We start from the raw sequence: 17,344 nt of genomic DNA, 5'->3' as shown, positions 1-17,344 counted from the left end.
TGTAATGTAAAAAAATAGGGGAGACAACTCGCGTCAGCTCCCTTTTTTGATTAAATTAGTTATCTGCCCCTTCAGCCTTTTTCTTATTCAGGAAGTGAACAATAAAGGTTGCTCCAAAGGTGAATATCAAAATGATAAAGAAATAAAGCGGCGGCATTTCGTAATCAAATAATACGCCAAGAAACATTTTAACAGAAATAATTAAAATTAATATATATGCGGTCGTTTCCAGCTCAGGTATTCGGTCAATCAACGTTAAGAAGATACCAGCAACGCCCCGCATCATTAATACTCCCAGCATACCGCCAATCAATAGAACCCAGACCTCGGTGCTGACGCCAAACGCCGCAAGAACGCTGTCAACTGAAAATGCGATATCCATTAACTCAACGGATGCAACCGTCCCCCAAAAGGTACCAAACATGCGGATTAGTATGCCATTTTTGTTGATTCCCTCTTCTTCTTCCTCCTGGCCTTCCCCGCCTTTTCTCTTATCTATAAAATACTTAATAGCAAGCCAGGCAAGATATGCTGCACCAATCGCTTTTACCCACCAAAGCTTAATTAAATATACGCCAAGTCCAATTGCGACAAAACGAAAACTATATGCACCTATGAGTCCATAAAACAAAGCTTTTTTCCGTTTCTTTTTCGGCAGGTGCTTTACCATTACAGCTAATACAAGCGCGTTATCAGCAGAGAGCAGGCCCTCTAGAATTATTAATGTACCTATTAGCCCCCAAGCAACGGGGTCGGTTAAAACTTCTCCCCACATCTGCCAATCAAAGAATTGGGCATATGTGTCAAGAATTCCTTGTATTACTGACATCCATTATGTTCCCCCTAAGATAGTCTAATAAAAATAATTTGTCAAAAAAAACCCAGCCTTATGCCGGGTCTTTTAATCCATTAATGATTAACCAACCTGCAAACCAAAATCAGTTGCTAATGCTGCTAAGCCGCCTTGATAGCCGCTGCCAATTGCACTGAACTTCCATTCGCCATTGTGGCGGTATAATTCTCCAACAACAATAGCTGTTTCAATCGAGAAGTCTTCACCTAAATCATAGCGAATTAACTCTTCGTTTGAATCTTGGTTAAAAATACGAGCATAGGAATTGGAAACCTGTCCAAAATTTTGATTTCTGCCCGCTGCATCATGAATAGTGATGGTAAAGGCAATCCGCTGAATGTTAGCTGGAACTCCATTTAAATCAATATTGATTTGCTCATCATCACCTTCGCCTTCACCAGTTCGATTATCTCCCGTATGTACAACAGAACCATTTCCGCCTTGTGGATTATTATAGAAAACAAAGTCTGTTTCAGTTGTTACTTTTCCATTTTCCCCCAAAAGGAACACGGAAGAATCAAGGTCAAAATCATGTCCTCCGTCATACTTATTTGTGTCCCATCCAAGACCGACAACTACTTTCGTAAGTCCAGGATTTGTCTTAGTCAAATCAACTTTTTGCCCTTTTGATAAACTTATCGCCATTTTTCATTCCTCCAATTTAGTTGATAGTTTATTTACGAGTCTTACATAAAAAAGTTTCATTTAAAATAAACTTTTTTTCTTTAACGAAAATGATTAACTCATCCATTTTGGCGGTGTGTTTTTGTCCCAGTAGATAGAGCCAAGATCGTGGTGTTTTTGATACTGATCATGATAGGTATGGTAATGAAAGTTAAACCAGTATCCATTTTGAGGCGGATGTTCTCTTCGCACATGAAACCTAAGAATATCTTTCCCAGTTTCGTTATTTTTTATATTAAATATTTTTTCAGATAATCCTTTTCCGGGCTGTTCTGTAATTGTAAGATTCTTTAAATCCTCTTCCGGAAATTGAGATGCGGTTTCTACTATTGCCGTTTCAATATTAGGCAGTATCACTTCTCGGAATTCATTTTCAATGACTGGCTTTATTCTATCCCCAAATTTTTGGTAGGATTGAAATTCTGCTTGTCTAAAAAGATTTTGCATGAATTTCTCTTTTTCAGAATCCGATTTTTCAATATAGCTGGCAGTTCTTGAAAAATCATTTTCTACCGATTGGGCTTCAACCACATCACGTTCATTATGGTTTCCAGCATTGATTGTATTCATTAACTGAGCCGGAGTAATTAAACCGAACGTTAAGATTGATACAACAACAAATAAAGATTTTCGGAGCCATTTATTCATAATGGGTATCACCTAATTTCTTTTATCAAAACATAATTGAGTTTTGTCCATAAGTTCATTATACTTCAATTTTTAAAAAAATGGAAAAATAAAACGACGGCACTGAGGCCGCCGCCAAATAAATTTAACAATTGGTTTCTAATGCACTGATTACATTTTGCATTACTGCTTCCATTGGCATCCCTTCAATATCATGCCGCGGGATAAAATGAACCACTTTTTTCCCTTTTAATAAGGCCATTGATGGGGAGGATGGCTCATATCCTTCAAAATACTCACGCATTTTAGCAGTTGCTTCTTTATCCTGCCCCGCAAATACAGTGACAAGATGATCAGGTTTTTTTTCGCTGTTCAAAACAGCTTGTGTTGCTGCAGGACGGGCTAATCCAGCAGCACAGCCGCAAACCGAATTGACTACAACAAGTGTCGTTCCTTCCACATTTTCGACAAAGTTTTCTACATTTTCAGCCGTTGTTAATTCCTCAAATCCTGCATTTGTTAACTCTTCACGCATAGGTGAAATAATTTGTTTCATATATTCTTCATATGCATTTGACATTTAACTTCCACTCCATTTCTGTTACATAATAAATTCACTTTCTTAATAATTATTCTTCTATTTTTCTAGCTTCAGTCATTTGCTTCCAAACTGAGCCTTTTGCTTCTTCCCCGCCTTCGATTCTTTCAATGGCCATTTTTATTTGCATGCTGACCTCGAATTCGGGGTCGTTTTCAGCTGCTTTTAATGCTGGAAGAGAGGTTTCATCTCCTGCTTCATATAGAAACATTGCAGCGCGCCAGCGGACTAATTTACTCGAATCCTTTAGTGCCTTCATCATTTCTGGAGCTGCTTGTGGGTACCCGAGATCAGATAAACAATCTCCCGCTGTTCTACGGACGGTAACGGTCTTGTCGTTAAGTGCACGATAGAGCAATGGAAGCACAGAAGAATCTTTAATCATCCCAAGATAAACGACGGCAAGCCGGCGAATGGATGGCTTTTCATCCTCTAATGCTTTCTCAAGGATAGGTAAATCAGATAAATCTGGATCGTCCATTTGTTCCAGCAATTGATAACGTATGCGCCAATCATTATTATTTAAATCTTCAATCATTACCTTTTTACGGGATGGTTTTACTTTTTGATCTAATGCTTTTTCTTTTGACTGTGCCTTTTTAACTAATTCATTCAGTCTATCTATTGGATAAGCGGCAATTAGTTCTTCTACTACTTCTTGGCCCACCTGCTCCATATCACCATACCTTACACCTTGATTTTGCCATTTACGAAGTAAAATATAATTATCTTCAGGAAGCTGAGCCTTTTCTCTTACTTTTAGAAAGTATTCTGGCATGCCAAATCGTTTTTCAGATGTACCATCAGTCAGTTTAACCTGGAGAGGGATTCCTTTAAACATTTGGACTTCTACTTTTATTTCGCCAAAATGATCATTTACCCTCTTCTCCTCAGCCGCAGCTTGATCAGCTTTTTCACCGAATGCTTGTCGGACCTGAGGCAGGATTTGCTTCCAATCATATTTTGCATTTCTTTCAACTGCCAGAAAATCTGCAACATGGTAAACGCCCTTAACACCTTCAATTTCGAGTATAGACTGGATGATTGACGGTGCTTCTGATGCTGTTTCTTTTTTATAATTATGGCTTTTTCCTACCGGCAATTCCTGGTCTAATATAATCTTCATTGTATTGGGACTTGGCGTTGGTTCAATGGACTTTATCTTCAATACAATCACCTTATTCTAGAGTTTTCTTTATCAAGTTTATCATATTGTTTATGGTTCATTCATACCATACGCTTATCAAAAAAATGCTTTGATAAACTGGGTTGTTAAGTGCCCTCCATAAAGAAGGATTTCGCTGCATTGGCATCGCACGTCTAGAAGGCAAAAACTTTTTAGAAAGAGACATAAGCTGTTCGCATCCTCTCCGGGGAAGCCTCCTCGTCACTTTAGACTCCAGCGGGGCTTCGACGCCCCGTACTGCCGAAGAATATTGTAATATCTCCTTAGTTCAGCCCGCGCACGAGAGAATACGTTAGCATTTTCATGCAGGCTTCGTGCCTTCTGCTGCAATCAACTTAATAAAAAAATATATTGGCCTTTAACTCTCTCAAATAAATAGAACAACCACCCTGCTCTTATTCATTTTCGGCAAGCTCTGACAGATAAGACCATCGTTCTATTAATTGTTCTAGTTTATCATTCAGTTCAGTTGCCTGCTTCATTAAATCTTGTAATATTGTGAAATCACTTCCCGATTCCGACATTGCGGAATTAATCTCTTCGAGCCTTCCTTCTGTATCTGCAATTATATCGTCTATCTCCTCCCATTCTTTTTTCTCCTTATAGGTCATTTTCTTTTTCTTTTCCTTTTGCGGAGGTTTGGAAACAGGAGAAGTTCTTGCTGGTATCTTGGTTTCCAATGCTGACATTTTTTCAAGGTATTCGCTGTAATTTCCATAGAATGATTCAATATGTCCGCCGCCTTTTAAAACCAGCAATTGTTCGGTAACCTTATCCAAAAAATATCGGTCATGCGAGACAGTAATAACCACTCCAGAAAATTCTTCTAAATAATCCTCCAGCACGGTTAATGTTTGAGTATCCAAATCATTTGTCGGCTCATCCAGCAATAGAACATTGGGAGCAGTCATTAAGATCTTGAGCAAATACAAACGGCGCTTTTCACCGCCTGAAAGCTTTCGAATCGGTGTACCATGAGTATAAGGGGAAAATAAAAATCGTTCCAGCATCTGAGCGGCGGAAATAAAATTGCCATCTGATGTTTCCACCATCTGGGCTGTTTCTTTAATATACTCAATCATCCGCATGTTCTCATCCATATCTTCCCCTTCTTGAGTATAATAAGCTATTTTCACAGTTTGCCCCATATTATACTCGCCCTCATCAAGCGGAATCCGTTTTGCCAGAATATTTAAGAGTGTTGATTTACCGGTTCCATTATTTCCAATTATTCCAATACGATCCCCAGGTTTTATCAATAAATTAAAATGATGAAGTATGGTTTTTTCTCCATACTGTTTTGTTGCATTTTTTAATTCAAAGACTTGTTTGCCTAATCGTCTTCCTGTTAAGGCAATATCAAGTTTTTCTGACCCGGGTCTGCCGTTTGAAAGTTTTTCATCAAGTTCTTCAAAACGCTCGATCCGGGCTTTTTGCTTTGTAGATCTTGCCTGCGCCCCGCGCCTAATCCACTCAAGTTCACGTCTAAATAAATTTTTTTGCTTTTCATAGGTTGCAGCATCATTTTCTTCTCGAATCGCTTTAGCTTCTAAAAAAGCAGCATAATTGCCTTTATAGCTAAACAGACTCCCGCGATCCAGTTCAAAAATGCGATTTGTTACCCGATCTAAGAAATAACGGTCATGGGTTACAAGCAAAATTGCCCCTTTATATCTACCTAAGTAATCCTCAAGCCACTTGACTGTATCAAAATCAAGATGGTTTGTCGGCTCATCTAGAATAAGAAGGTCTGGTTCAGCAATCAAGACTTGTGCAAGCGCAACCCGTTTCTTTTGTCCTCCTGACAGAGCTCCCACATGCTGGCCAAAATCCTCAATTCCTAATTTTGTTAATATCGTTTTGGCATTTGTAATGGCATCCCACGCATCAAGGGTGTCCATTTCCCTTTGCAGTTTAAATAATTTTTCTTGAATTCTCGTATCATTAGGGGTGTTATTTAATTGATACAGCGTACTTTCATACCCCCGCATCAGTTTCAAAATAGGTGCATCCCCATGGTATACCTGCTCGAGCACAGTTAGATCTGCTGTAAATTCAGGCTGCTGCTCAAGGTAAGCAGTCGAATAATCCTTTCCAGTAATAATTCTTCCTTCATCAGGCTGGTCGATTCCAGCCACAATCTTTAATAAAGATGACTTACCTGTTCCGTTCACACCAATTAATCCGACTCGTTCTTTTTCAGCAATTGTAAAGGTAATATCCTGAAAAAGCTGCTTTTCTCCATATGTTTTAGTAACATTTTCAACCGTAAGCATTTTCATTTTGTTTTCCCATTCCATTCCTGAAAAAATTGTTCTAAAAAGGTTTCCATCATCTTTTGACGGCTCTCGGCTATTTTAACAGCGGTATTTGTGTTTAATAAATTTTTTAATTTTAGCAGTTTTTCATAAAAATGATGAATACTTGTCGATTTCCCGTTGCGGTACTCTTCCAAACTCATTTTTTCTCTCATTTGTATAGCAGGGTTATAGATTTGCTGACCTTTTTTTCCGCCATAAGCAAATGCCCTGGCAATCCCTATAGCACCAATGGCATCTAAACGATCGGCATCCTGAACAATTTTAGCTTCCAGTGAAGCTGGTTCACAGCCATTCCCCCCCTTAAAGGAGATCGTGCTGACAATTAGCTTAATATGTTTTTTTACATGGTCTTGTAAAGGCAGCGTTAATAAAAAGCTCTCAAGCTTTTGCGTTCCTTTTTCTGCAGTTTCATTAAGTTTTTCATCTGGTATGTCATGCAAAAGGGCCGCCATTTCAATTATAAACGGATCTCCTGCCTGTTCTTCATAACATATATGCAAAGCGTTCCTGCGTACCCGGTCAACATGAAACCAATCATGGCCGGCAGCATCTTCGCCTAGTTCATTTCGGACATAGGTTTCGGTTTGTTCAATAATTTCTTTTTTCACAATCACATACACCTGCTTTCATCCCTGCTATTTTATCATGAAAAAGGACAAAAATAACCCCGAACTACTTCGGGGCATGTTTTAAACATCATACAGTTTTAATTCATTTGATTAAACCAGCTTATACCAAGCGTATTTTCACCAGCGTGCACACCAATAACAGCACCAAGCGGACAGCAGACAATTTTCAACTCTGGGAATTGCTGCTGAAGTTCCCTTCCCCATTCATTTGCATCCTCTATATGCAATCCATATAGGATATAAACCTCTTCTATCTTATTTTTTTCGTAAGCCGAACGGAAATAGTTTAGAATTTTTTCTTTTGCCTTCTTCTCACTTCTAACCTTTTCTTTAACAAATAATGCCCCTTCATTAAATGAAATGATTGGCTTTACTTTTAACATGCTTCCAAGGAAAAATTGCAAACCCGTCATCCTGCCTCCACGGTGAAGCTGTTCTAAGCTTCCAACAAGGACATATGTTTCGCCGGTATCACGGATTTGTTCCAGCTTCTCTATAATGGTTTCGAGTTTTTCGCCGGCTGCTTCAAGATCCATTGCTTTTTTTACCAGGGCAGACATTGGGTAGGTTAGAATATGTGAATCAAACGTCGTTACCGGAATATTCACAAGTTTTGCTGCTTGAACACTTGAGGAGACGGTGCCGCTTAATTTTCCTGAAATGAGTATGGTGACAATGCGATCATATCCCTTTTCCAATTGCTTATATAATGTTTGAAAAGCACCAACTGCTGGTTGTGATGTCTTTGGGGGATGTTTTAATTGTGTAAGTCTGTCAAATAATTGTGCCGGAGTTAAGTCAACCCCGTCAGTAAATTCTTCCCCGTCAAGCAAAATGGTTAATGGAATTGTATAAAGATCAGGGTGATTTTTCAATTCTTTATCTAAATAGGCTGTACTATCTGTTACCCATGCCGTTTTGGCCATCTCCATCTCCCCTTTTAGTATTAGGTCATAATATCTAGTTATAACTATCGTACCTTTTATTTGAATGTTTGTAAATATTCCTTTTTAAAATAAATCCGTCAAAATACCGGCTGCATCATTCATTTATTGGGACTTGGGCGGTTTTTATTCAACACCGCTGAAATAGGAATCTAAGTCTTTTAATGTTGAAATCATAAAATCAATCATCTCAACCAGGTCGTCCATTTGATCTTCATTTATAAGTCTTTCAAAATCAATTGAAACGATATTTTTTACGTTTTGAGGCTCGAATGGATTCATTACTACTGTTTGTGTAATTCTCCTTAATTCACCCCAAACCCCCAAAAAAATCTGTTGGATTGCTTGATAATGTTTATTATCATGGTCATGGTATATTGTAAATACTGGTTCTACATAACAGCCTGCTGAATTATCTGGCAATTTGCCCGGGAGAAGCTCGGCGCCCAAATTTTCAAGGCCTGCCGCTAAGTTTATATTGGCCGAAATCCTATTGATCTTATGTTTATTTTCTATAAAGCTAATATTGAACTTTCGTGACATTTTTGCTGAATTTAATAGATCATTACGGTCAATAATCACAATTTCCTTATCCATGTCTTTGTCATACAAGGCACCCTCGATGACTACTTTCATATTATCAAAGGCCGTAGGATCAAACATTTAAACTTCCACTCCTTCCTGATAAAAATTAACCTTATAAAAAGGCTGAGTTAATCTTAGCTGTTGATTTGTGCACCAAAAAGAAGTCTTGGTACCTTCCGCTTCAATCAACATGATTAAGAATCAACAATAACTGTAACACAGCCAAATAAAAGAAAATCGGCAAATCGCCGATTTAAAAAAGCTGGAGGTTAAATTTTCCGCATCCTGCTGCTTTTATTAAAAAATACCTGAAGCATTGCCGTTTTCATCAACATCCATATTTAATGCTGATGGCTTTTTCGGCAGGCCTGGCATTGTCATGATATCTCCTGTTAAAGCAACAATAAAGCCTGCCCCTATGGATGGCTTAAACTCCCTGATTGTGACGGTAAAATCAGCAGGTCTCCCTAGCTTCGCTGGATCATCTGATAAGGAATATTGTGTTTTCGCCATACATACCTGTAAGTTAGACCAGCCAAACTTCTTATAATCAAGCAGCTGTTTTTTAGCTTTGGATGAAAATTCAACTTTCTTGCCGCCATACACCTTTTGGACAATTGTACTGATTTTATATTCAATTGAATCGGAGAGTTGATATAAAGGCTGGAACTTATTTACCTCATTATCTATAACAGATAATAGTTTCTCGGCCAGCTCAATCCCGCCTGCACCGCCTTTTTCCCATACCTCTGTTAATGCTGCCTCCACTTTTTCCTGGTTACACCATTTCAGCAGTGTTTCAACTTCATATTCGGTGTCGGTTATAAACTTATTGATTGCAACAACAACAGGAAGACCAAAATCTCTAATTGTTTCAATATGTTTTTGCAGATTGGATAAACCTAAGGTTAATGCAGGGATATTTTCTGCTGCCAATTCTTCTTTTGAAACACCGCCATGCATTTTCAAAGCTCGAATTGTTGCCACTATGACAACAGCATCTGGTTTAATCCCAGCACTCCTTGATTTAATATGTAGAAATTTTTCTGCACCCAAGTCAGCACCAAATCCTGCTTCTGTAATGACATAATCAGCTAATTTAGATGCAGTTGTGGTTGCAATCACACTATTGCAGCCATGGGCAATGTTCGCAAATGGCCCCCCATGAATCAATGCAGGGGTATGTTCAATCGTCTGTACAAGATTCGGTTTCACTGCATCCTTTAATAATAATGCCAGTGCACCTTGAACACCTAAATCGCCGACAGTTACCGGTTCCTTATTATAATTATAGGCAATGACAATCCGTGACAACCTAAATTTTAAATCTTTTAAATCATCGGCTAAACATAAAACAGCCATAATTTCAGATGCCACTGTGATATCAAAGCCATCTTCACGCGGTATCCCTTGCATTGGACCGCCAAGTCCCACAACCACCTTCCTTAGTGCGCGGTCATTTAAATCAACTGCGCGCTTCCAAACAATCCTGCGCGGGTCTATGTTTAATTCATTCCCTTGCTGAAGGTGATTATCTATTAAAGCAGCGAGGGCATTATTTGCCGTCGTAATCGCATGTAGATCCCCGGTAAAATGAAGATTGATATCTTCCATTGGCAAAACCTGTGCGTACCCCCCGCCTGCAGCACCACCTTTAATTCCCATAACAGGTCCTAACGAAGGTTCCCGTATAGCAATCATTGCATTTTTTCCTATTCGGTTAAAGGCATCTCCCAAACCTACTGTAACTGTTGATTTTCCTTCACCAGCAGGAGTTGGATTGATAGATGTTACCAAAATGATTTTTCCGCCTTGTTTCGTTTTTAATTTTGCCAAAGTCTCACTCGAGATTTTGGCTTTATATTTTCCAAAAAGCTCTAAATCTTCTTCCTCTAAACCGATGTTTTTGGCGATTTCAACAATTGGTTTCATCTTTGATGCCTGTGCAATCTCGATATCAGATTTTAGAGTTGTCTTCATTGCCGTTTACCCCCCAAAACTCAATTTATATGTTCCTTTTCATTGTATCAAAAGTGCTGCCGCAATCCGAATTACAAAATTATGAACAAACTATTTTCTTCCCTCAAATTAGAATTTTGTTTATAATGATAATATTGAATTTTTATAGCGGTTGTTCAATTTTTTCAAATAGAACGAATGAACGATTGGAATTAAAGGAGGGACAGTCCATTGCCTATTAATATCCCTAAATTATTACCGGCACGGGCAACTTTAGAACAGGAAAATATTTTTATCATGGATGATGAACGGGCTACAAGACAGGATATCAGACCGTTAAACATCTTAATCCTGAATTTAATGCCAGAAAAAGAAAAAGCAGAAACTCAGCTGTTAAGACTCTTGGGGAATTCGCCATTACAAATAAATGTAAACTTCTTAAAAACGAGTTCATATGAATCTACCCATACAAGTAAGCAGCATCTTGAGCAATTTTATATCACTTTTGATGAAATTAAAGATCAAAAATTCGATGGAATGATCATTACGGGAGCACCTGTAGAATTATTGGAATTTGAGCAAGTTAAATATTGGGAAGAGCTTCAGGATATTATGGAGTGGACAAATACTAATGTAACATCAACTCTTCACATATGCTGGGGTGCACAAGCTGCCCTTTACTATCATTATGACATTAAAAAATTTGAATTGTCGCAAAAATGCTCAGGTATTTATGCTCATCAAATTTTTGAACCAAATAATATTCTATTAAGGGGATTTGACGACCGATTTTATGCCCCGCATTCTAGATATACCGATGTTTCGATTGAAGCTATTAAAAGTAATCCAGAACTGACATTATTAGCTGCATCAAAAAAGGCCGGGGCCCTCTTAATAGCATCAAAAGACCGAAAACATGTAATGATTACAGGTCATCTAGAATACGATTCAGACACTCTGGCACAAGAATATGAAAGGGATGTTAAAAAAGGTTTACAAATTCATGTTCCGGAAAATTATTTTCCTAATAATGATCCAACACAGCCTCCGATTAACTGCTGGCGTTCTCATGGACATTTATTCTTTTTAAACTGGCTTAACTATTATGTCTATCAAGAAACCCCATTTTTTTGGAAATAACGAAAACAAAGCATCGGCAGAATCCTCCCGATGCTTTATTCTTCCCGTCTCCTGCAAAGAATTGATTAGAAATTAAGAAAAGTAGAAATGCTAGAGATGAGGAGGGATTTATTTGGAAACAATTACAGCATTGCACAGAAATCATTTTGGTCAAATAATCAGTTTTGTTACTTCAGAAGGCAGGGTCATTTCATATCAAAAAGCCCTGGATGAGGCAGAAAATGGCCTTATTTACGGGGTAGAGACAGGACTGGATATGGAAGGAAATATATATTTAAAACCAGAAGACCAAACTAACTTTGACGAATATCCTGACATATTTTAAAACCATCCAGCTTATTGTAAGTAGTTCCGATAACGTGGAGAATATCTAAAACCACAACACAAATAACATAAGAATTCGTTGCATGAATAACAAGTAATTAACAATATAACTAGCACACAAAAAAGCTTGGGATTTTTGTCTTTAATATGTTTTAATGGAGAGGTTGTACAAGTCGTTAAACGCTGAGGCAAGTTTGATAAATAGGCGGAGAAATTTCCCTTAAGTAACAAAAAACACTGAAAATAGCTAAAATAGACGGAGGGTTTCCGCCTATTGACTCGACAAATGTGAAAATAGGTAATTTTGCTTTTGATAAGCGGAAAACCTCCCCTTATATTCCTCGAAACGAGCTCCGTTCTGCATATAGCGGAAAAATCTCCGCTTATTTTACCTTCGCCGGTTACCCAATTATGGATTAGACTACTTATGTTTCAAAAAAACAAGTGAACCTCAGTAAAAAACAACCTAGCAAATTGCATAGGAATTAACATAGTAATTAGCACATTGACAACAACTATTGTCAATATGTTTTTTAGGCTGCGATTTTGCTGGCTAATTAAAGTGGTTATAGCTCTTGGTCGTTGATATATAAGAGGAAAATAGGAGACAAAATCGTATGCGACTTTGTCTCCTATTTAACATGCTGTTTGGTATGTTTCTCCACCAAAACGGAACTACTTAAGCTTATTGCTGAGTGCTTTTCTTATACATTTTCATTTTGTTTCTGGATTTCCAGTAAAGCTTGGGTACGACTGTCATCTTCTTCAAAGAATTGAACAAGATCTCCAATTCGATCAATTGCATCCCAGCTTAAATGATGCTCAATTCCTTCAACATCATGATAGATGTTTTCTTCTTTTACACCAATTATTTTCAAGAATTGTTCCAATAATTCATGTCGAAAAACCAACCGCTTGCCAATCTTTTTACCTTTTGTTGTAAGTACAAGTCCTCTATATTTTTCATAAACCAGATATTCATCTTTATCAAGCTTTTGAACCATTTTTGTTACTGAGGAGGGATGAACAGATAACGCTTCAGCAATATCAGAAACCCTGGCGTATCCTTTTTCTTCAATCAAAATATAAATTTGTTCAATATAATCTTCCATACTTGGTGTTGGCATCCCGTAACCTCCATTACTAATCATCATTAAAAAGTTTACTATAGAAGGCAATGAGTGACAAGGTTGTTTATCACAGGCCTGTCTTCCCTATCAGTTTACCGGCAGATTTTTTTCAAATGAAAATTTTACCTTACTTTCTATTTCATCAAAGTACAGTCTTGCATTAAAACTTCGATCCTTATTCTTAAATCCTTCAATAATTTCTGTCTTTCCTTCTGTCAAAAGGAGCTTTACATTCTTTTGGGTAATTGTTTTACCAAAAATCTTCTTAGAAATGGTAAAATCACAATGATTATTTTTATAATTACTGCATCCGTAAAAACTGCCCTTATCTATAATTGTACCATCACATTTTTTACATGACCCAAGTTTGACAGGGGCTCTCCTCTTCCCGCGTTGTTTCCCAGGTGTAAAACTATCGCAAACTTCATTTGAAAAAGTCCAATTAGATGCCTGCTCTACGGTGGCGTTAATTAAATGGTGGACCATTTTCTTAGTTTGTTCCATAAAATGGTTGGGGGATGCCTTACCTTCTGATATTTCCTTCAGCTTCTGTTCCCATTTGGCCGTCATTTCTGGCGAAGCTAGAATTTCCTTGCCAACAGCCCCAATCAGAATTTTAGCTTTTGCGGTGGCATAAACTAGATTCTTTTTCACTTCAATGTATGCTCTGTCCTTCAGCATAGTGATAATTCCTGCTCTAGTCGCCTCTGTACCGAGCCCTTCCGTTTTTGTTAAAATTCTCTCAAGTTCTTTATCGTCAATATGTTTTCCAGCCGTTTTCATTAATGTAATCAGTTGTCCCTCTGTATAGCGCTTAGGAGGCTGTGTTTGGCTCTCCTTCACTTCAGCCTTAACAGTCTGGCCTTGGTCTCCCTTTACCAGCTTAGGAAGTGCTGGTTCTTCATCCTTTTCCTTTTGAGCCAGCACCTTTTTAAAACCTTTTTCTAGTTGTACCTTTCCTTTTGAAATAAACTGTGCTCTGCCATCTACAAGTGTTGTTACAGTCGTATATTCAGCAATTGCTTTATTGTAATGGGCAGCAATTAGACTCCTTACAATTAGATCATAAATCTTTAGCTCATCAGGACTTAATTTCTCTATATTCGGAATCTGTTCTGTTGGAATAATTGCATAGTGATCAGTTACCTTCTTTTCATTTACATACCTTTTATTTTCTGCAATTGAGGAAATTGGTAAAGGAAATAAAGGCTGGTAATCTTTAAAGTGACTTAATTTTGTAAGAATGTCCGGAAAACCTGCTGCTTCCTCTTTTGTAACGCAGCGGGAATCAGACCTTGGATATGATACATTACCTTTTTGATATAATTTCTGTAATACATCAAGTGTTTTTTTGGGTGGAAATTTAAACCGTTTATTGGCCTCAGCTTGTAAGGCAGATAAATTATAAAGCAGCGGCGGCTGCAACTCTTTACGTTCAGAAATCACTTCACTAACTTCTGCAGGTTTATTAAGACAAAATGCAGCTACCTTCTCTGCCAATTCTTTTGTCTTTACTCTAGTTTCACCATTGTCTTGCCATTTGCCGCTATATTTTTTTCCGTTGATTGAAAATTGGGCTTGGACCTCCCAAAATGGCTCGGATTTGAAGTTTTCAATTTCAAACTCTCTTTTCACAATGAGGGCTAATGTTGGGGTTTGAACTCTGCCAACTGAAAATACGTCGGAAAATCCCTTTTTTTGTAATATTAAACTATAGAGCCTTGAAGCATTCATTCCCACAACCCAGTCCGCACAAGCGCGGGTATAGGCCTCAAAATATAGGTTACGGGTCTCCTGCTCATCTATTAATTTTCTAAATCCGTCAAGAATCGCATTTGCAGTTAAGGATGAAATCCATAATCGTTTCATGGGCTTATGACAGCCTGCAAGTCTCAAAATGTTGCGAATAATTAATTCCCCTTCACGTCCAGCGTCACCTGCGTGGATGATTTCCGTTACATGAGGGTCAGAAACCAATTTCTTAATGACAGCATATTGCTTTGATTTATCTTTTGTTACTTCATAGGCAAACTGACCGGGGATAATCGGTAAAGTTTCCAAGGACCATTTTTTCCATCCTGGCTCATATTTTTCCGGCTGGACTAATTGACAAATATGGCCGATTGCCCATGTTACATAAGCACCATCTGGAAAAAGCTCATTTGGAAAAACCTCAATAAATCCATTTTGTCTTTTATGTTTAAAAACCGATGCCAAGGTAGAACCTTGATCCGGCTTTTCAGCAATGATAACCTTCATTTCTCCTGCCCCTTTTATACAATCCCAGTATAACGTACCATATTATTTTACCATGAAAATTTTCATATCAATAATATGGGAAAATTTTTTCTTGGCTAAATGAAAAGAAGAGTGATCTATTGACCACTCTTTAAACTATTTTAGTTGGTTCATTCTTGAATATACCAGTATTCATCTGAAATAATATTTGAAACAGTTAAAATAAATGATGGAATGGTTTCGACATCGAAGACAATTGCCCCAATTTTTTTGGTAAACATGAGGAAGGCATCACCATGGGAGTAATTTGACAATTTTTCACCTATATGCAGCAATGACATTAAAATGGCCTGACGTTCTTCAGCATCTATGGAAATCCTTGGTGAGAATCGTAATATCCATTCATCCTCCTTAATCGAAAAACGATACATTATCCGCACCCCTATTTAAACTAGTTTCTCTAGCATATGAAGTTCACCTGTATTTTTATGTTATCAGCATAAAAATAAAAAAGTTTTTCATAAAGTGAAACTTAAATCAGCCGCTTACCACTTGTTTAACTTGAATTCTTGAAATGGGGGTCTTACTGCCAGAAAATGCGGAAGAAATTTCATGATTTGTTTAAAAACCCTTATTCCCTTTCTTGACTGGCAATTTTTCTTATTGTATATTTAAAGCATCATGTAGACGAATTACATAAGGATTGACTCTTTGGAATTAGTATGCATGGTAATATTTAACTTTGGCACTTAAAAAGTGGTGCCTCGAAAGGCTTAGGAGGAAGAAGTACATGCAAAACGGTAAAGTAAAATGGTTTAACAACGAGAAAGGTTTTGGTTTTATCGAAGTTGAAGGCGGCGACGATGTATTCGTACACTTCAGTGCAATTCAAGGTGAAGGTTACAAATCACTAGAAGAAGGTCAAGAAGTTTCTTTTGAAATCGTTGAAGGAAACCGTGGACCACAAGCTGCTAACGTAGTAAAACTATAATCCAATATTAAATTTTAAGGCTGACATTTCAATGTCAGCCTTTTTTATTGTTTATTTAACTTTCTTCCATACTCCTGCAATTTTTCTCCAACGGTGCATTGTGAAATACAGAAGCGATGGGCATATCTTCTGCCTCCGTCCTTTTTTAACTGTTTGTGTACAAAACAGCCATCACAATATTCGGCCATCAAACTTTCAACTTGATGGATCACTTCTTTTCTTATAGATTCTTTCACTAAACTCCTGCACCTCCGATGTTTATAGGATTAGCATTTTGGAGAAGATTTCTTTTCCCTCTAATGCCTGAGTTGCCAGTCTGTCTGCTTCTTTGTTCTCCTTTCTAGGAATTACTGTGTATGTTGGACTGATATCCAGCTTTTTCATTTTCTCCTCAATCCGGTCAAGCCATTTATTTAGAACATCTTCATAGCAAGGCCATTCTCCTTCAAGCTGTTTTAATAACCCCTGTGCATCTCCTTTAAATTCACACTGCATTTGCTTTACACCCAAATCCTCCAAAATATTTAAGGCATAGTAAATTGCAGCATATTCGGCTTCATTATTCGTTTCCATTTCATCAATTAATTCATTGGCCCGGATTCGATACCTTTTTTTTCCTTGTTTAAAGAAAATGACAATACCAAGTCCTGCCTGATTATTTTCCCTTTGAAAACCGCCGTCAAAATAAACGGTTACTTCATGAGGATCTTCCTCAATCTCTGTTAATAACTTTTTCATTTCCTTTAAAATCCATGATGTCCCTTTTTCATCATAAAAAAACAGATTGTTTACTTTTCCGCTCATTTCAAGTTCTTCTCCCATCTGAATGGCGGTTTCCCCTGGCACCCATTCAGATGTACATTGGATCTTTTCACTATTTTTTAATTTATATTCCCATTCAAGCCTGAATTTCATTATTTTCAGCCTTTCATTAATGATTTATCCTACATCTTCGATATATACGAACTCCATCATGACAATATTCTTATGAATCTTAGGAAAAAACTCCCTTTTCTTTTAGAAAGGGAGCTTTTTAAAATTGAGTGCGTTAAACATATCTGCTGCTTTTCGCTCCACAAGGAAGTCTTCAGCAACATAGGCATCACAGGACTTAAAGCGGTTAGCTGGTGTTTCC

18 protein-coding genes are annotated in these 17,344 nt (G+C 37.6%); 3 read left to right on the top strand and 15 right to left on the bottom strand.

Annotated features, from left to right (window positions below):
* Positions 1-55: 55 nt before the first annotated feature.
* The 10 genes from M3183_RS02090 to M3183_RS02045 all read right to left on the bottom strand — a co-directional run bounded on the left by M3183_RS02090 (position 56) and on the right by M3183_RS02045 (position 10,407).
* Positions 56-829, bottom strand: a complete 774-nt coding sequence (locus M3183_RS02090; RefSeq protein ID WP_251465990.1) for a TerC family protein — start codon at positions 827-829, stop codon at positions 56-58.
* 87 nt (positions 830-916) lie between these two features.
* Positions 917-1,498, bottom strand: a complete 582-nt coding sequence (locus M3183_RS02085; RefSeq protein ID WP_251465989.1) for a TerD family protein — start codon at positions 1,496-1,498, stop codon at positions 917-919.
* Between the two features lie 93 nt (positions 1,499-1,591).
* Positions 1,592-2,185: a YpjP family protein gene (locus M3183_RS02080; RefSeq protein WP_251465988.1), complete on the bottom strand. Its 594-nt coding sequence runs from the start codon at positions 2,183-2,185 to the stop codon at positions 1,592-1,594.
* A gap of 124 nt (positions 2,186-2,309) precedes the next feature.
* Positions 2,310-2,744 (bottom strand): BrxA/BrxB family bacilliredoxin, encoded by a 435-nt coding sequence (locus M3183_RS02075; RefSeq protein WP_251465987.1) that lies wholly within the window; start codon positions 2,742-2,744, stop codon positions 2,310-2,312.
* Positions 2,745-2,793: 49 nt separating this feature from the next.
* The gene (locus M3183_RS02070) at positions 2,794-3,930 is read right to left on the bottom strand and encodes a conserved virulence factor C family protein (RefSeq protein ID WP_251465985.1); all 1,137 of its coding nucleotides are present in this window, start codon (positions 3,928-3,930) and stop codon (positions 2,794-2,796) included.
* Between the two features lie 413 nt (positions 3,931-4,343).
* Positions 4,344-6,230, bottom strand: coding sequence for an ABC-F family ATP-binding cassette domain-containing protein (locus M3183_RS02065; protein WP_251465983.1), 1,887 nt, complete (start codon positions 6,228-6,230; stop codon positions 4,344-4,346).
* A complete protein-coding gene (locus tag M3183_RS02060; RefSeq protein WP_251465980.1) occupies positions 6,227-6,877 on the bottom strand; it encodes an HD domain-containing protein in 651 nt (216 codons plus the stop codon). The genes M3183_RS02065 and M3183_RS02060 overlap by 4 nt, the downstream gene beginning before the upstream one ends.
* 98 nt (positions 6,878-6,975) lie before the next feature.
* On the bottom strand, positions 6,976-7,824 hold the full coding sequence (locus M3183_RS02055; RefSeq protein WP_251465978.1) for a DegV family protein: 849 nt from the start codon (positions 7,822-7,824) through the stop codon (positions 6,976-6,978).
* A 144-nt stretch (positions 7,825-7,968) separates the two neighbouring features.
* Positions 7,969-8,505: a hypothetical protein gene (locus tag M3183_RS02050; RefSeq protein ID WP_251465975.1), complete on the bottom strand. Its 537-nt coding sequence runs from the start codon at positions 8,503-8,505 to the stop codon at positions 7,969-7,971.
* 219 nt (positions 8,506-8,724) lie between these two features.
* Positions 8,725-10,407, bottom strand: a complete 1,683-nt coding sequence (locus tag M3183_RS02045; RefSeq protein WP_251465974.1) for a formate--tetrahydrofolate ligase — start codon at positions 10,405-10,407, stop codon at positions 8,725-8,727.
* A gap of 210 nt (positions 10,408-10,617) precedes the next feature.
* Between M3183_RS02045 and metA the strand changes: the two genes are divergently transcribed.
* Positions 10,618-11,526 carry a homoserine O-acetyltransferase MetA gene (gene metA, locus M3183_RS02040; protein WP_251465972.1) on the top strand — a complete coding sequence of 303 codons (909 nt, stop codon included), beginning with the start codon at positions 10,618-10,620 and terminating at the stop codon, positions 11,524-11,526.
* Positions 11,527-11,638: 112 nt separating this feature from the next.
* The gene (locus M3183_RS02035; RefSeq protein WP_251465970.1) at positions 11,639-11,851 is read left to right on the top strand and encodes a DUF3892 domain-containing protein; all 213 of its coding nucleotides are present in this window, start codon (positions 11,639-11,641) and stop codon (positions 11,849-11,851) included.
* Positions 11,852-12,554: 703 nt separating this feature from the next.
* On the opposite strand, the gene mntR is transcribed toward M3183_RS02035, so the two are convergent.
* The 3 genes from mntR to M3183_RS02020 form a co-directional block, all read right to left on the bottom strand.
* Positions 12,555-12,977, bottom strand: a complete 423-nt coding sequence (gene mntR, locus M3183_RS02030; RefSeq protein ID WP_251465967.1) for a transcriptional regulator MntR — start codon at positions 12,975-12,977, stop codon at positions 12,555-12,557.
* A 90-nt stretch (positions 12,978-13,067) separates the two neighbouring features.
* A complete protein-coding gene (locus M3183_RS02025) occupies positions 13,068-15,239 on the bottom strand; it encodes a DNA topoisomerase III (protein ID WP_251465965.1) in 2,172 nt (723 codons plus the stop codon).
* Positions 15,240-15,388: 149 nt separating this feature from the next.
* Positions 15,389-15,649: a hypothetical protein gene (locus M3183_RS02020; protein ID WP_251465963.1), complete on the bottom strand. Its 261-nt coding sequence runs from the start codon at positions 15,647-15,649 to the stop codon at positions 15,389-15,391.
* Between the two features lie 359 nt (positions 15,650-16,008).
* On the opposite strand from M3183_RS02020, the gene cspD reads away from it, so the two are divergent.
* Positions 16,009-16,209 (top strand): cold-shock protein CspD, encoded by a 201-nt coding sequence (gene cspD / locus M3183_RS02015; RefSeq protein ID WP_042355328.1) that lies wholly within the window; start codon positions 16,009-16,011, stop codon positions 16,207-16,209.
* Positions 16,210-16,253: 44 nt separating this feature from the next.
* On the opposite strand, the gene M3183_RS02010 is transcribed toward cspD, so the two are convergent.
* Positions 16,254-16,445 carry a zinc-finger domain-containing protein gene (locus M3183_RS02010; RefSeq protein ID WP_251465961.1) on the bottom strand — a complete coding sequence of 64 codons (192 nt, stop codon included), beginning with the start codon at positions 16,443-16,445 and terminating at the stop codon, positions 16,254-16,256.
* 22 nt (positions 16,446-16,467) lie between these two features.
* Positions 16,468-17,124, bottom strand: coding sequence for a reverse transcriptase-like protein (locus tag M3183_RS02005; RefSeq protein ID WP_251465959.1), 657 nt, complete (start codon positions 17,122-17,124; stop codon positions 16,468-16,470).
* Positions 17,125-17,344: the final 220 nt, after the last annotated feature.

Origin of the sequence: Neobacillus mesonae (genome assembly GCF_023715155.1) — a bacterium.
GTDB classification, from domain to species: domain Bacteria; phylum Bacillota; class Bacilli; order Bacillales; family Cytobacillaceae; genus Neobacillus; species Neobacillus mesonae_A.
The sequence above is the reverse complement of the archived record's forward strand: the minus strand, read 5'-3'. Positions and strand labels throughout refer to the sequence as shown.

What these genes read in the sequence shown, in the direction of transcription:
- M3183_RS02065 (WP_251465983.1), bottom strand. Translation starts at nt 6,230, where the DNA reads ATGAAAATGCTTACGGTTGAAAATGTTACTAAAACATATGGAGAAAAG.
- M3183_RS02005 (WP_251465959.1), bottom strand. Translation starts at nt 17,124, where the DNA reads ATGAAATTCAGGCTTGAATGGGAATATAAATTAAAAAATAGTGAAAAG.
- M3183_RS02085 (WP_251465989.1), bottom strand. Translation starts at nt 1,498, where the DNA reads ATGGCGATAAGTTTATCAAAAGGGCAAAAAGTTGATTTGACTAAGACA.
- M3183_RS02020 (WP_251465963.1), bottom strand. Translation starts at nt 15,649, where the DNA reads ATGTATCGTTTTTCGATTAAGGAGGATGAATGGATATTACGATTCTCA.
- M3183_RS02050 (WP_251465975.1), bottom strand. Translation starts at nt 8,505, where the DNA reads ATGTTTGATCCTACGGCCTTTGATAATATGAAAGTAGTCATCGAGGGT.
- mntR (WP_251465967.1), bottom strand. Translation starts at nt 12,977, where the DNA reads ATGCCAACACCAAGTATGGAAGATTATATTGAACAAATTTATATTTTG.
- cspD (WP_042355328.1), top strand. Translation starts at nt 16,009, where the DNA reads ATGCAAAACGGTAAAGTAAAATGGTTTAACAACGAGAAAGGTTTTGGT.
- M3183_RS02055 (WP_251465978.1), bottom strand. Translation starts at nt 7,824, where the DNA reads ATGGCCAAAACGGCATGGGTAACAGATAGTACAGCCTATTTAGATAAA.
- M3183_RS02090 (WP_251465990.1), bottom strand. Translation starts at nt 829, where the DNA reads ATGTCAGTAATACAAGGAATTCTTGACACATATGCCCAATTCTTTGAT.
- M3183_RS02025 (WP_251465965.1), bottom strand. Translation starts at nt 15,239, where the DNA reads ATGAAGGTTATCATTGCTGAAAAGCCGGATCAAGGTTCTACCTTGGCA.
- M3183_RS02075 (WP_251465987.1), bottom strand. Translation starts at nt 2,744, where the DNA reads ATGTCAAATGCATATGAAGAATATATGAAACAAATTATTTCACCTATG.
- M3183_RS02080 (WP_251465988.1), bottom strand. Translation starts at nt 2,185, where the DNA reads ATGAATAAATGGCTCCGAAAATCTTTATTTGTTGTTGTATCAATCTTA.
- M3183_RS02045 (WP_251465974.1), bottom strand. Translation starts at nt 10,407, where the DNA reads ATGAAGACAACTCTAAAATCTGATATCGAGATTGCACAGGCATCAAAG.